The organism is Streptomyces luteolus, from assembly GCF_029968015.1.
Taxonomy (GTDB): Bacteria; Actinomycetota; Actinomycetes; order Streptomycetales; family Streptomycetaceae; genus Streptomyces; species Streptomyces luteolus.
Window position 1 is genome coordinate 39557 of the sequence record NZ_JASCIS010000043.1, and the last position, 13867, is coordinate 53423.

Consider the following 13867-nt stretch of genomic DNA (forward strand, 5'->3'; position numbering starts at 1 on the left):
GCGCGCCCCGACGGCCCGTACTGCCGCCTGGCCGCGCTTTCCCAACTCCCTTACGCATCAGCCTGTTTCACCCTCAGGAGCCCTCCCATGTCGCAGCCCGCCACCACCGGCGCACCCGCACCCGCACCCGCCGCCGGAACCGCCACAAGACCACCGGGTTCCCCACCGCTGACCTCCGGCGCGCGCCGCTCCCTGCTCGGCGCGTCCGCGGTGGCCGCACTCGGCGGGTTCCTCTTCGGGTACGACACGGGGATCATCTCCTCGGCCCTCCTGTTCATCGCGCCGGAGTTCGGCCTCTCCGACGGGATGCAGCAGGTCACCGTGGCCTCGCTGCTGCTCGGCGCGATCGTCGGCGTCCTGGGCGCGGGGGCCGTCACGGACGCCGCGGGCCGGCGGCGCACTCTCCTGGTGGGGGCCGCCGTCTTCGCCGTCGGCGCGGTCGTCTCCGCCGTGGCGCCCGGCGTCGAGGTGCTGATCGTCGCCCGCGTCCTGCTCGGCCTCGCGATCGGTACGGCCTCGTTGACCGTGCCCGCCTACATCGCCGAGATCGCCCCGGCGGAGTCCCGCGGCCGCCTCGTCTCCCTCAACCAACTCATGATCACGGTCGGGATCTTCGTCTCGTACCTGGTCGGCTATCTCTTCGACGACGGGGAGGGCTGGCGCTGGATGCTGGGGCTCGGGCTGCTGCCCGCCCTCGCGATGTTCCTCGGTGTGCTGCGCCTCGCGGAGAGCCCGCGCTGGCTCCTCGGGCGCGGGCGCCGCGAGGAGGCGCGCGCGGCGCTGCTCCGTACCCGTACACCCGAAGCGGCGGACGCCGAACTGGCCGAGATCGAGGCGCTGTCCGCGGCCGAGACGCGGACCAGCTACCGCGATCTGCTGCGCCCCGCGATGCGTCCCGCCGTCCTCCTCGGCGTGGTCGTCGCGGCCACCAACCAGCTCGTCGGCGTCAACGCGGTCATCTACTACGCGCCCACGATGCTCAAGCAGGCCGGCTTCGGCAGCTCCGCCGCGATCCTGTCCTCGCTCGGCATCGGCCTGGTCAACATGTGCCTGACGTTCGTGGCGCTGCTCCTCGTCGACCGGGTCGGCCGCCGCCCGCTGCTGCTCGGCGGCACCTCCGTCGTCATCCTCGCCCTCGTGTTCCTCGGCGCCCTCTACCTGATGGGCGACGACGGGCGGCCCGTCTCGGGCGGCCTCCTGGTGGCCGGACTCTGCCTGTACATCGCGGCGTTCGCGCCCAGCCTGGGCCTCGCGATCTGGCTCATCAACAGCGAGATCTTCCCGACGGCGGTCCGCGGGAAGGCCAGCTCCTTCGGCAACGTGACCCACTGGGGCCTCGACTTCGCCATCTCCCTCACCGTCCTCACCACCATCAACGCCCTGACGCCCACCGGCCTGTTCTGGATCTACGGCCTCTTCGGCCTGCTCGGCGTCGTGTACCTGCACCGCAGACTTCCGGAGACGAAGGGCCGCAGCCTGGAGGACATCTCGGCGTCGCTGCGGGGGTGAGGCCCGCTGGTCGGCGTACGGGCCAGGGTGCGCCCGGGACGACGTACGCGAAGGGGGCGTCACGGCGGCGGAACGGGTCCGCGGTCGTGACGCCCCCTTCGGGGGCCGGCCTTCAGCAGGGGCCGACTGGCGGCCTAGTACGGGCCGTTGACGTTGTCGATCGAGCCGTACCGGTCGGCCGCGTAGTTGCAGGCGGCGGTGATGTTGGCGACCGGGTCGAAGCTGTCCGTCGACGTGCCGGGCACGTGGTACGCGTCGAACGTGGGCTTGATGACCTGGAGCAGGCCCTTGGACGGGACGCCGTTCTGGGCGTTGATGTCCCAGTTGTTGATGGCCAGCGGGTTGCCGGCGGACTCCCGCATGATGTTGCGGTGGATGCCCTCGTAGGTGCCGGGGATGCCGCGCTCGGCCATGATGTCGAGCGACTCCTTGATCCAGCCGTCGAGGTCGTTGGTGTACGACTTCTTCGCCGCGGCGGGCTTGACGGCGGTCGTGCGCTCGGAGCGGTCGGCCCGCTCGGCGGAGGCGCGCGAGGCGTCCGCCTTCTCCGCGGCCTTCTTGCCGAGGGTGAGCTTGATGCCAGGGTGGATCAGCCGCGGGTTGTCACCGAGGACGCTGCGGTTGTCCTGGTACAGCTTCTTCCAGCCGCCGCTCAGGGAGTGCTCCTTGGCGATCGCGGAGAGGGAGTCGCCCGCGGCGATCACGTAGGTCTTCGGCGCGGCAGCGGGCTTTGCGGCCGCACTTGCCTGAAGGGTTTCGGTCGGCGCCGCGCTCGCGGCGTTCGCTCCGATCAGCGGGAGTACGAGCGCGGCGCCGCCCGTCCCGGCTGCGACGATTCCCCGGCCGAGCGAACGGGACTTGGGGCGGCGGTGCTTTCCCTTTGCAGGCATGACGAATTCCTCTCCGTCGCCTACGAGGTGAGCTGTCGGGTTCGGACGGGAGATGTCCGGCCGCACTGGGCGTGCGACTTCACCCCGAGCCGTTCCGGAGTCCGGATCGGCGACTTACCTGGGTCCCCCGCTCCTGCCCTGCGTATGTGAGTGGGTGTGAGGTTTTCCGGACAGCGGCAGGATTCGGCGTTCCGTCCGGATTCACGGTGACGTTAAGCGAGAAAGTCCGGAAGGAACAAGAGCCGAAATTGAACGGCGAATGCACGGAGATCGTTCTTGCTTACCCGAGCCCTTCCCGTTCTGAGATCGACAAGGCTCAACTCTCTTGGCGCGAAACGGATCTGCGCTTTTGCCCGCGTCGACGGAGATGGTTGCCCGGTGTGATCCGATTCACTGAATTCGATGCCGCGGCGAAATTCGGACGCAGAGCGTATTAGCTGGTGCAATTCGTGCGAGCAGTCCGTAATTCGGGCGGCGATTTACGTACATGGTGAATTGCCCTGAGCGATGTCTTAACCGGACGAACTTGGACTCTTCGGGTACCGGACGAAGAGCACGCCCTGGACCTCGCCGTCCGGGGCGCCGTAGACGTGCGGGGTGTCGGCCGGCCAGTGGGCGTGGCCGCCCGGGCCTGCCGTCTGCGGGGCGCCGGGCAGGCCGACGACCGCCGTTCCGGAGAGCACCATCAGGCTCTCGGTGGTGTGCGGGACGTGTGCGGCCGACTCCTGTGGCGCGCCCTCGGCGATGGTGATGCGGAAGACGTCGGTGGCCGCGCTCTCGTCCTCGTACCGCTCCAGGAGGACCGCCGTGACGGCGCTGCCCGAGACCCCGGCCGTGCCTGCGGCGATGCCGGGGGAGGGGTCGTCGAGGACGGCGCTGAGCGGGCGGCCGAGCGCGGTCGTCAGGGCGTAGAGCGTTTCGAGGGTGGGGTTGCGCCGGCCCGTCTCCAGCTCCGAGAGTGTGCCCTTGCCCACGCCCGAGCGGCGTGCGAGCTCCGACAGGGACAGGCCGTCGGCCTGCCGCAGCTGCTTCAGCCTGCGCCCGACCTCGTCGTTCAGTCCCATATCGGACTCCGTCCGTCCCCGTGTGCTTTGACGTTTCGCCACCGGCGTCCTTAGTGTTCCACAAACAGAACGTTCCGTTGATGGAACGCCCCTCTCCGGAAGTGACCCGCATGTCCGCGCTCGCCCGCATACGCGCCACCGCACCTCCCTCGGCCGTGACGGCGGCGCTGATCGCGGTCACCGTCGGCGTGACCAGTGCAGCGGCGATCGTCTTCACCGCGGCGCGGGCCGCCGGGGCGGACACGCGGGAGATCTCCTCGTGGATGCTGGCGCTCGGCGTGGGGATCGCCGTGACCAGCGCGGGTCTGTCGCTCCGCTACCAGGCGCCGGTTCTCACCTCCTGGTCGACGCCGGGAGCCGCGCTCCTCGCCACGAGCCTGACCGGGGTCTCCATGGAGAGGGCCGTGGGCGCGTTCGTGTTCAGCGGCGTACTGATCCTGCTGAGCGGTCTGACGGGATGGTTCGCGCGGATCATGGACCGGATCCCCGTACCGCTGGCGTCGGCGCTGCTCGCCGGGGTGCTCCTGGAATTCGGGACGGGGCTCTTCTCCCAGATGGGCGGCAGTTTCGCGATCGCGTTCCCGGTGTTCGCGCTGTACCTCCTCGCGCGCCGGCTGCTGCCCCGCTACGCGGTCCTCGTCGCGCTCGGCGGCGGAGTCGTCGCCTCCGTCCTCACCGGCGGCTGGCATCTGGAGCGGGTCCGGCTGTCCCTCGCGCAGCCGGTGTTCACGGCGCCCGAGTTCGACTGGAAGGTGCTCGTCAGCGTCGGTGTGCCGCTGTTCGTCGTCACCATGGCCTCCCAGAACCTCCCGGGAGTCGCCGTGCTGCGCGCCTCCGGGTACGACGTCCCCGTCTCGCCCGTACTGACGTGGACGGGGGCCGCGCAGGCGGTCCTCGCGCCGTTCGGGGCGTTCGGCCTCAACCTGGCGGCGATCACCGCCGCGATCTGCACCGGCGACGAGGCCCACCCCGACCGGCGGCGCCGCTATCTCGCGGCCGTGTGGGCCGGTGCCTTCTACCTGTGCGTCGGCCTGCTCGGCGCGACCGTCGCCTCCCTGCTGACCGCGATGCCGCACGCACTCGTCCTGGCCGTCGCCGGGGTCGGCCTGCTCGCCACGATCGAGGCGTCCCTGGCCAGTGCCCTGTCGGACCCGGCGTCCAGGGAGGCGGCTGTCGTCACCTTCCTCGCCACGGCCTCCGGCGTGACACTCCTCGGCATCGGGTCCGCGTTCTGGGGGCTGCTCGCGGGCGGGCTCACCAGCGCCATCGCGTCAGCGGGCCGCCGCCGCGCGACGGCGTCTGCCTCTCGGTCCGCCGAGCAGGATGCGCGTACGCCTGAGGGAATGTCCGCGTGACGGCCGCCCCCGCGTCAACTCGCCCACTCCGCACCTCGGTCGCGCACCCCGCCGACCGTCCCCCTACCCCTCACGCGCCACGACTGCCCCCGCCCCCGGCTCCGCGGTCCGCCGCCGCGCGGTCGCGACGATCCGTTCGAGTCTGCGGCTGTGCGCGCCCCGCCAGTACACGCGCCCGCACCCGGGGCAGCGCGTGAAGGAGTCGTGCGTACGGCGGGTGCCGGGCGCGAGCAACGGCGCCACGTCGCTCTTCCGCACCTCTGTCAGCGGGGCCGCGTTGCACACCGTGCAGCGGGTCCACGGGGCGAGAGGCGGCTCGAACCGGTCGAGGACGTCGGCGAGCTGACCGTCCGGGTCGGCGCCTCGCACGTACGCCCCCAGCCACAGGGACCTGCGGCGCAGCAGCCCGCGGTCGCGGGTGAGGAGCACCCGGCGCTCCGCGTTCGCCTGTGTGACCAGCGCGGCGTCATCCAGGTCGTTGCGGTACGCGGTGTCCACGCCGAGCAGCCGCAACTGCCGGGCAAGCGCGCCCAGATGGACGTCGAGGACGAATCTCGGCGGCTGCGGCCGCGGCCGCTGCGGCCGTCGTACGGGCCGCACCTCTACGTGGTCGCCCGGGCGCGGCCTGTACCCGGGACCCACACCGAGGCCCTCGGCGCGCAGCGCTCCGACCTCCGTCAACGGCACCCCCAGCGCCTCCACGACATGCCCGAGCGACGAGGTGCCGTCGACCCCCACCCGGACCGGCTCCTCGCCGCGGTGCCGGGCGGGCAGGAACGGCCGGAGCTCGGCGGGGAAGGCGAGGAGGACTCCGGCCGGGTCCCGCGGGCGGGGCTGCGGCTTGTCCACGCTTCCAGGGTGCCACCGGGGGGCTTCCCGGGTGCCACCGGGCGCGGGGCGGAGGCCTCAGTACGGTGTCTAGCGGACCTCGAAACCCTCCAGGCCCTCCGCCTCCTCGTCCACGACGGACACCTGCCGCACGGTCGCGGCGGGCGGGCCCTGTCCGGCCCACTCGACCAGGAGCGCGACATGGTGCGGCTCGCCCTCGAACACGGCCTCCACCGAGCCGTCCGGCAGATTCCGCACCCAGCCCGCCACCTGGTACTGCAGTGCCGTGCGGCGGCAGGTGTCCCGGAAGAACACACCCTGCACCTCGCCGGTGACGACGACCCGTCTACGCGTCGCCGCCAGGCCGGTCTTCCGGGTGTCCACTAGCCCTCCGATGCGTCCGGCCAGCCGACATAGGGCCTGTCGGCCGGCTGCTCACGGGTGGTGCCCGCCGCCGCCATGTCCTTGTACGCGGTGCGCTTGAGCTGTTGTGCCAGGTCCTCCAGGGCCCGGGCCGTGGCCAGGTCGTCGCCGATCTCGGCTACGTCCTCGTCCGAGGGGTTGCGGTGGGCCGTGCCGTGGCCGATGACGTGGCCGCCACCCGTGTCGAGGTCGACGCTGACCTTCGTCGTGCGGTCCTCCTCGATCAGGTGGACGCGGGCCGTCCAATCAGTGGTGTGCGACATGGTGATCCTCCAGCGCTCTGTGCCGGACGGCCCGGTTCGGCGGGGGACGCCCCCGCTGCCGTAGGCAGAACCGTCCGGGAGGTTCTCGGTGCCCCGCTTTCCAGGATCGCGCCACAGGCACCGTTACTGCATCCGATGACCGCATCCGATGCCTGGTCGGGTTGACGCATCCGCGCTTCGGGACGTGGTCCGCGAGCTGCCTCGAAGGGGGTCGATGGCCTGTGGGCCGTGCAGCCAGATCGTCACCGGGAGGTTGTCGCAGCCGCTGACGGAGACGGGGAGGACTGCGTGGCGGACCTCGCTCATCCTGGCCGGTGCGTTGCGATCATCCGCTGGAGGCGGCGCCGGGCGGAGTGCTCGCGCATGCCGGGCGCCGCGCCGAGCCCGGTGCGGCCGAGGCGCCCGTCGACGCCGAGGGCCGCCACCACGGCCACGTCCTCCGGTGCGGGCCCGCGGTGCAGTCGGGCGCTGTCCACGCCGAGTGCCCGGCCGATCCGGGCACGGCGGCCCTCGGCTCGGCGGCCCTCGGCTCGGCGGCCCTCGGCTCGGCGGCCCTCGGCTCGGCGGCCCTCGGCACGGCGGCCCTCGGCACGGCGGCCCTCGGTGATCCCTCGGTGCCGAGCTCGCCCTCTTCCGGCACGCCGACCCGGGGGCCATGCTGACGGACGGACTGCCCGACATGATCCCCGCCAACCCCAACCGAACCAACCCAACCAACCCAACCAACCCAACCAACCCAACCCCGACCACTCCCCGCGCTCGCCCCGTACCGAACCCACGACTCCGTCCGCCTCCCGCCAGGAAAGGCTTCCGCATGAACGCGTACGACTCCCGCACCGAGCTCGGCTACCTCAGCGCCACCGAGGCGCGACGGCTCTTCGAGGCCCGGGAGTTGTCCCCGGTGGAGCTGATGCGCGCGGTCATCGCGCGTGCGGAGCAGACCGAGCCGGTCGTCAACGCCTTCACCGAGCAGCTCTTCGACGAGGCGCTCGCCCAGGCCCGGCACGCCGAGGACCGCTTCCTCGGCAAGGCAGGCCTGACGCCGCGCCCTCTGGAAGGCATCCCCGTCGCCACCAAGGAGAAGCACGCCATCGCCGGGCGTTCCCTCACCGAGGGCTCCCTCGTCAACGTCGGCAACATCGCCACCGAGAACGCCCCCGTGATCGACCGCGTCCTGGACGCCGGCGGCATCATCCACGCCCGTACCGCCACCCCCGAGTTCTCCGTCGCCACCTTCACGCACAGCCGCCTGTGGGGGGTCACCCGCAATCCGTGGAACCCGAAGTTCACCCCCGGCGGCTCGTCCGGCGGCGCGGGCGCCTCCCTCGCGGCCGGTACGACGCTGCTCGCGTCCGCCTCCGACATCGGCGGCTCCACCCGCATCCCCGCCGCGTTCACCGGCACCGTCGGCTACAAGGCCCCGTACGGCCGGATTCCCGGCGTGGCGCCGCTCTCCGCCGACCACTACCGCGGCGACGGCCCGATGGCGCGGACCGTCGACGACTGCCTCACCTTCGCCAACGTCCTCGCCGGACCCGACCCGCGCGACCATGTGTCGCTGCGCCCGAAGCTCGTCCTGCCGACCACGTACGACTCGGTCGCGGGCATGCGGATCGCGCTGTGCGTGAACCTCGGTGCGTACGAGGTCCACCCCGAGGTGGAGGCCAACACCCGCGAGATCGCCCGGGCCCTCACCGACGCGGGCGCGAAGGTCGAGGAGATCGAACTCCCGTGGACCAAGGAGGACATCCTCATCAGCCTCGCGGCGCACTTCTCCACCACGTTCGGCGCCGTCGTCTCCGAGATCGAGGCGAAGCACCGCGACCGTATGTCCGCCTACTCGGCCGCCTTCGCGGACACCATGGCCGAAGCCCGTGCGCGCTTCACGTACGTCGACGGTCTGCGCGTCGAGACCCGGCTGCAGCGCGAACTCGCCGAGGCGATGGGGCCCTTCGACGCGCTCATCTGCCCGACCACCGCGGTGCCGGGCATGCCCGCCGGGGACGACCTCCTGGGCCGGCTGGTGGTCGACGGCGAGGACCACGGTGAGCCGCTGTGGGCGGCGATGACCATCCCCTTCAACATCAACAACCGCTGCCCGGTCCTCAACGTCCCCAGCGGGCAGTCCAGTTGGGGCCTGCCGACCGGGGTGCAGATCGTCGGCCACACCTACGACGACGCGACCGTCTTCCGCGTCGGCAAGGCCCTGGAACAGCTCCGTCCCTGGACCTGCCTGCCGGACGACGGGCCGCTCGGCGGTGCGGCGGCGGGTTGAGAGGCTGGACCATGACCATTTCCTGACAGCGTGCCCGTGATCCCGCCCAGCCCTCTGGTGCGCAGCACCCCGTGCGGCGCGACGAACTGTCCATGACCTTCTGGCAGTTCATCGAGGACGACAAGGAGAAGGAACCCGACTACGTGGCCAACGCCGAGAGCTCTTCGCCTGCCTGGCGGACTCCGGTCAGGACTCCGGTCAGGACTCCACTCACTCTAGGCCGCACGGTTGAAGGCACCCAGTGCCACTGCCAGAGTCTTAGTGCGGCCCGCCGGACCAGGTGGACGGAAGTGGGGACCGGGGCGCGCATCATGCCCTGACGTCGGAGATCCCGGCCGCCATCGGCGGGATGGCCGCGCAGGTGCCGGGCGACGGCGTGCTCGGGGCGCGCCCGCACCAGCTGGACCGCACCCGCGAGGACGTCTCCGTCGCCCCGGCCGACCGCCGTGCGCCGCACCGCCGCACCGCCGCACCGCCGGACCGCCCACGGCCGAGGGCATCCGCTCCAACATCGCCGTGGCGCTCCGCTACTTCGACGCCTGGCTGCGCGGCCAGGGGGCCGTCGCCCTCGACGGCCTGATGGAGGACGCGGCCACCGCGGAGATCGCCCGCGTGCAGATCTGGCAGTGGCTGCGGCACCGGCGCGTGAACGCCCGGGTGGACGACGTCCGCGCGCTCTTCGAACGCACCGCCCTGGCCCGGGAGTTGCCCGCCTTCTTCACCGCCGACGGGTACGCCCGCCACCTGGCCCCCAGTGCGGAGGCCCAGGCGTGAGCGCGGCCCTCGGCACCGTCGCCGCCACGGGGCCGGGGTTCCACCAGTACCGCCAGGGGTAGAGGGCCCTGGTCACGCGGAGGGGGCGGGGCAGAGGGGGTGCCCCGCCCCCTCCGCAAATCCCGTGCCGATGCCCATACTTGTGTCACGCGCGCCCCACCCGCCCCGCCCGCTCCGGGAGGCCATGCCGATGCAGCCGGAATCCGTACAGCCGGAATCCGTACAGAGCGAGGACGAGGTGACACCCGCCAGACCCCCGGGCGGCGGCGGGCAGTCGGGGCGAAGCCCTGGTACGTCCCTGCGATCGGACGTGAGGGCGGCGATTCCCGACGCCGCCGCGGCGGTCGGCGTGACCGTCGCGGTGTTCGTCTTCCTCTACGTACGGATGGCGTCCGGCGACTCGGCCACGGTCGCGGTCATGCCCTTCATGAACGACCCCTCCACGTACTGGATGTACCTGCTCAGCCAGGCCTTCGGCTGGTCCGGTCTGCTGTGGGCCTGGGGCACGGTCATGCTCGGGCTCGTGCTGTCCGGGCCGCGCACCGACCGCCTGCCCGGGTCGCACGCCACTCTGGAGCGCTGGCACCGCACGACGAGCCTCACCACCATGGCGCTGATGTTCGCGCACGCCCTGATGTTCGCCGCCGAACTCGTCCGCTACGAGGAGAAGTTGGCCTGGGCCGCCCGCCTCTGGGCAGGATTCGCGGACTCCTTCATGCCGTTCTGGTACGACTCCGGCACCGGCAAGCTCGCCATCCCGATCGGCCAGGGCGCGCTCTACCTCGCCGTACCGCTCGGACTGCTCTTCTACGCGCGGCACCGCATCGGCGCGAAGACCTGGCGGCGGCTGCACCGCTGCGTGATCGTCGTGTACGTCCTCAGCGTCTGGCACACCTTCCTGTACGGCACCAACGTCTGGTACGGGGAGTGGCCCCGCACCGTGCTCTGGCTGCTCCAACTACCCGTGGCCGTACTGCTGTTGGTCCGGCTCATGCGACCCGCACGACGCAGCGAACGCCTGGCCGGGCCGAGCCGCGCGGGGGCCGCGAACTGGACCCTGCGCGCGGCCGGCCGGATCGCCGCGGCAGCCGTGGTCGTCGGGCTCCTGGCGGTCGTGGCATCCGGGCACGACGGCGGCCGCGAACGCCCGCAAGATCCGCCCGCAAAATCCAGCCCCTCCGGCGTTTGAGGAGCGGGGTCCGGGGCGGAGCCCCGAAGTGCCGCAGGCTTTCGGGAAGGGGCGGGGAGGGGAAATAACTACCCCCGCGCCGGACTACCCGCACGCTCACGCAGAACCGGCAGGAACCCGCTCCTCAGGCAGAAACACCACCTGCGGCGCCCCCGTACGAGGGTGCGGCGTGACCTCGCCCGCCACGCCGTACACCTCACCCAGGAGCCCCGGCGTGAGCACCTCCGCCGGGGGACCGGACGCCGTGACAAGCCCCTCCGACAGGACGTACAGCCGGTCGCAGTAGTACGCCGCCAGGTTCAGGTCGTGCAGGGCGACCAGAACCGTGGCGGGCAGCGCGCGCAGGATGCCGAGGACCTGCAACTGGTGCCGGATGTCCAGGTGGTTGGTCGGTTCGTCCAGGACGAGCAGCGAGGGCCGCTGCGCCAACGCGCGTGCGACGAGGACGCGTTGGCGTTCGCCGCCCGAGAGCCGGTCGAAGGGCCGGTCGGCGAGGTCGGCGGCGTCCACCGAGGCGAGGCAGGACTCGACGATCCGGGTGTCCTCCGCGGTGTCGCCGTCGAGGAGGCGTTTGTGCGGGGTGCGGCCCATGGCGACGACCTCCCGCACCGCCAGGTCGAAGTCGGCCGCGCCGTCCTGGACGACCGCGGCCACCGTCCGGGCGAGCCGGCGCACCGGCAGCGACCAGGCGTCGTCCCCGTCCACACGCACGGTGCCGGAGTCGGGCCGCAGCACCCGGTAGACGGCGCGCAGCAGGCTGGACTTGCCGCTGCCGTTGGGACCGACCAGGCCGACGACCTCGCCGGGCCGCGCGGTCAGCGAGATGTCCTGGACAAGCCGGCGGGCGCCCGCGCTGAGCGTCACCCCGTCGACGGTGAGGTCGCTCGAAGAGACGGTCATGCCACTCCCTCCTCGGTTTTCCGGCGGGCGTCGCGGCGCATCAGCCACAGGAAGAACGGCCCGCCGCACAGCGCGGTCAGCACGCCGACGGGGATCTCCATGGGCGCGGCGACGGTTCGGGCGGCCACGTCCGCCCAGATGAGGAACACCGCCCCGGCGAGCGCGGCGGTCGGCAGCACCCTGCGGTGGTCGCCGCCCACGAAGAGCCGTACGAGATGCGGCAGGATCAGGCCGACGAAGCCGATCGGCCCGGCCGCCGCCACGAGCACGCCGGTGACCAGGGACAGCAGTACGAACATCCGGGCGCGGAACCGGGCCACGTCGAGGCCCATCGTCGTGGCCGCCTCCTCGCCCGCGAGCAGCAGGTTCAACGACCGTGCCTGGACGAGGAGTACGCCGATGCCGAGGGCGAGCGCGACCGCCGGGAGCCACAGCGTGCCCCAGTTCACGCCGCCGAGCCCGCCGAGCGTCCAGGCGAGCACGGCACGCGCCTCGTTGCCGCGCTCCGAGATCAGCAGCAGCACGTTCATGAGGGCGGTGAGCACGGCCGCGATCGCCACTCCGGACAGCACGAGCCGTACGGAGGTCACGCGTCCGCCCGCGCGCGCCGTCGCGTAGACGAGCAGCAGCGTCGCGAGCGCCCCGAGGAACGCCGAGAGGGGCAGGGACACCGCCCCGAACAGGGTCACCCCGAACACGATCACCACGACGGCCCCGAGGGACGCCCCCGAGGAGACGCCCAACAGGTACGGCTCCGCGAGCGGGTTGCGGACCAGGGCCTGCATGGCCGTACCGACCACGGCGAGCCCCGCGCCGGTCACCGCGCCGAGGAGCACGCGCGGCGCCCGTACGTCGAGCACGATCGTCTCGCGCGCCCGCGACCACACCGGGTCCGCCCAGTCGAGGCCGACCGCGTGCGTCACGATGCCCCACACCTGACCGGGCGGCACCCGCACCGAGCCGATCGCCACGGCCGCGGTGGCCGAGACCACCAGCAGCACCGCCAGGACCGACAGCGTGAGCGCGAACGACCTGCCCGAGCGGGGCTGTTCATCGGAGACCTTGGAATCCTGCCTCGTCGTGGCCGGAGAGGCGGCGGTCGCCGTCACCGGAAGCTCTCCGGGTGCAGTCCGCGCGCCAGGTCCTCCACCGCGTACGGCGGCCGGACGCCGAGCATGGTCGCGGTCAGCGGCAGCACCACGAACCGCTTGTTCTTGATGGCCGGGACGTCCGCGAGGGCGGGCTGGGACAGCAGGAACTTCTTCTTCTTTTCCACGTTCCCCGCGCCCGCGTAGTCGTAGATCGCGATGACCTCGGGCTTGCGGTCCACCACCTGCTCCCAGGAGGCATCGCCGAAGACCTCGTCCAGGTCCGCGAAGACGTTCCGGCCGCCCGCGAGCCGGATGATCTCCGTGCCGAGGCTCTTGCCGCCCGCCGTGAACGCGGACTTGTCGCCGCTGTCGTACACGAACACCGACACGTCGCGCTCGTCCTTCACGGCCGCCGCGGTCTTGTCGACGCGGGACTTGAGGTCGGCGACGAGCCGTTCGGCGCGGTCCTCGACGCCGAAGATCCTGCCGATGGTGTTGATCTCGGCGTAGGTGTCCTTCATCGACACCTGCTTCTTGCCGCAGTACTCGCGGTTCAGATACGTGTCGATGCCGGCGTCCGCGAAGGCCTTGCGGGAGCGGCCCTCGTTCTCCGCGAAGGCGCTGGCGTACCCGCCGTACACGAAGTCGGGCTCGGCCTCCAGGACGGTCTCGAAGGACGGCTCCTTCTTCGCCAGTTCGGGGATCGCCTCGAAGTCCTCGCGGAACTCGGGCAGTACGGCCGAGTCGGGGAAGGCCGTGCCGACCATGCGGTCCTTCAGGCCGAGGGCCAGCATCAGCTCCGCCGGGTGCTGGTGGATGGTGACCGCGCGGGCCGGCGGTTTCCGGTACGTCGTCTTCGTACCGCAGTTGTCGACGGTGACGGGGAAGCCCTCGGCGGCGCCCCCGGCGTCGTCGCGGGTACGGGGTTCCTGCTGCGCGCCGCAGCCCGACAGCAGGACGGCTGCCAGGGCGGTCGCGAGGGCGGCAGCGCGCAGGGTGCGGCGCCGCGACAAGGGGACGGGCAGCGGGGCGGGCGAGGGGATGGTGGAACCGGGACGGGGCATGCCGTCGTACACGTGAAGCCTCCTGGGAGTCCGCGCTCCTCACAACGGGCCCGCGACAGGCCAGTGTCCTGACTCCCGGATCAACACGCCCCCCGGCCTTCCCGCGCGTCGCGCGGTGGCTTCTCGAACGTCGAGAGGGGCGCACTCCTCGGTCACAGTGGCGGGACCGTGCCGGATTCGCACCGGCTTCCTGATTCCCGTCGCGGTATGACCGGCCGATCCTACGGTTGTCTCGGCGCGGA

The 13867-nt window shown here is 72.0% G+C and carries 13 protein-coding genes, 1 pseudogene and 2 riboswitches; of the genes and pseudogenes, 6 read left to right on the forward strand and 8 right to left on the reverse strand.

What is annotated here, in order from left to right; translation table 11 throughout:
• Positions 1 to 87: 87 nt before the first annotated feature.
• Positions 88 to 1509, forward strand: a complete 1422-nt coding sequence (locus QIT00_RS30585; RefSeq protein WP_282538691.1) for a sugar porter family MFS transporter — start codon at positions 88 to 90, stop codon at positions 1507 to 1509.
• Positions 1510 to 1643: 134 nt separating this feature from the next.
• On the opposite strand, the gene QIT00_RS30590 is transcribed toward QIT00_RS30585, so the two are convergent.
• Together QIT00_RS30590 and QIT00_RS30595 are read right to left on the reverse strand one after the other, a co-directional pair.
• Complete coding sequence (locus QIT00_RS30590) at positions 1644 to 2399, reverse strand: transglycosylase SLT domain-containing protein (RefSeq protein WP_282538692.1); 756 nt, start codon at positions 2397 to 2399, stop codon at positions 1644 to 1646.
• 2 nt (positions 2400 to 2401) lie between these two features.
• Positions 2402 to 2566, reverse strand: a riboswitch (cyclic di-AMP (ydaO/yuaA leader).
• A gap of 345 nt (positions 2567 to 2911) precedes the next feature.
• Positions 2912 to 3463, reverse strand: a complete 552-nt coding sequence (locus tag QIT00_RS30595) for a helix-turn-helix domain-containing protein (protein ID WP_282538693.1) — start codon at positions 3461 to 3463, stop codon at positions 2912 to 2914.
• A 110-nt stretch (positions 3464 to 3573) separates the two neighbouring features.
• Here QIT00_RS30595 and QIT00_RS30600 point away from each other — a divergent pair, with 110 nt between their 5' ends.
• Positions 3574 to 4818, forward strand: a complete 1245-nt coding sequence (locus tag QIT00_RS30600) for a benzoate/H(+) symporter BenE family transporter (protein ID WP_349017216.1) — start codon at positions 3574 to 3576, stop codon at positions 4816 to 4818.
• Positions 4819 to 4881: 63 nt separating this feature from the next.
• Here the strand turns inward: QIT00_RS30600 and QIT00_RS30605 are convergent, their stop codons facing one another.
• From QIT00_RS30605 to QIT00_RS30615, 3 genes are all read right to left on the reverse strand, one after another.
• Entirely contained in the window at positions 4882 to 5667 is a 786-nt protein-coding gene (locus tag QIT00_RS30605) for a Mut7-C RNAse domain-containing protein (RefSeq protein WP_282538695.1), read from the reverse strand.
• 69 nt (positions 5668 to 5736) lie between these two features.
• Entirely contained in the window at positions 5737 to 6030 is a 294-nt protein-coding gene (locus QIT00_RS30610) for an acylphosphatase (RefSeq protein WP_282538696.1), read from the reverse strand.
• A complete protein-coding gene (locus tag QIT00_RS30615) occupies positions 6030 to 6332 on the reverse strand; it encodes a dsRBD fold-containing protein (RefSeq protein WP_282538697.1) in 303 nt (100 codons plus the stop codon). The genes QIT00_RS30610 and QIT00_RS30615 overlap by 1 nt, the downstream gene beginning before the upstream one ends.
• Before the next feature lie 314 nt (positions 6333 to 6646).
• Between QIT00_RS30615 and QIT00_RS30620 the strand changes: the two genes are divergently transcribed.
• The 4 genes and pseudogenes from QIT00_RS30620 (at position 6647) to QIT00_RS30640 (ending at position 10570) form a co-directional block, all read left to right on the forward strand.
• Positions 6647 to 6994: a hypothetical protein gene (locus QIT00_RS30620; protein ID WP_282538698.1), complete on the forward strand. Its 348-nt coding sequence runs from the start codon at positions 6647 to 6649 to the stop codon at positions 6992 to 6994.
• Positions 6995 to 7146: 152 nt separating this feature from the next.
• The gene (locus QIT00_RS30625) at positions 7147 to 8607 is read left to right on the forward strand and encodes an amidase (RefSeq protein ID WP_282538699.1); all 1461 of its coding nucleotides are present in this window, start codon (positions 7147 to 7149) and stop codon (positions 8605 to 8607) included.
• Between the two features lie 298 nt (positions 8608 to 8905).
• Positions 8906 to 9381: pseudogene (locus tag QIT00_RS30635) on the forward strand (malate synthase A); the annotation flags it as partial.
• Positions 9382 to 9565: 184 nt separating this feature from the next.
• Entirely contained in the window at positions 9566 to 10570 is a 1005-nt protein-coding gene (locus QIT00_RS30640) for a ferric reductase-like transmembrane domain-containing protein (RefSeq protein WP_408909889.1), read from the forward strand.
• 96 nt (positions 10571 to 10666) lie between these two features.
• On the opposite strand, the gene QIT00_RS30645 is transcribed toward QIT00_RS30640, so the two are convergent.
• The 3 genes from QIT00_RS30645 to QIT00_RS30655 are packed head-to-tail and all read right to left on the reverse strand — an operon-like array spanning position 10667 to position 13637.
• On the reverse strand, positions 10667 to 11470 hold the full coding sequence (locus tag QIT00_RS30645; RefSeq protein ID WP_282538701.1) for an ABC transporter ATP-binding protein: 804 nt from the start codon (positions 11468 to 11470) through the stop codon (positions 10667 to 10669).
• Complete coding sequence (locus tag QIT00_RS30650; protein WP_282538702.1) at positions 11467 to 12579, reverse strand: FecCD family ABC transporter permease; 1113 nt, start codon at positions 12577 to 12579, stop codon at positions 11467 to 11469. Before QIT00_RS30650 ends, QIT00_RS30645 begins: the two co-directional genes overlap by 4 nt.
• The gene (locus tag QIT00_RS30655) at positions 12576 to 13637 is read right to left on the reverse strand and encodes an ABC transporter substrate-binding protein (RefSeq protein WP_282538703.1); all 1062 of its coding nucleotides are present in this window, start codon (positions 13635 to 13637) and stop codon (positions 12576 to 12578) included. Before QIT00_RS30655 ends, QIT00_RS30650 begins: the two co-directional genes overlap by 4 nt.
• Before the next feature lie 29 nt (positions 13638 to 13666).
• Positions 13667 to 13856, reverse strand: a riboswitch (cobalamin riboswitch).
• Positions 13857 to 13867: the final 11 nt, after the last annotated feature.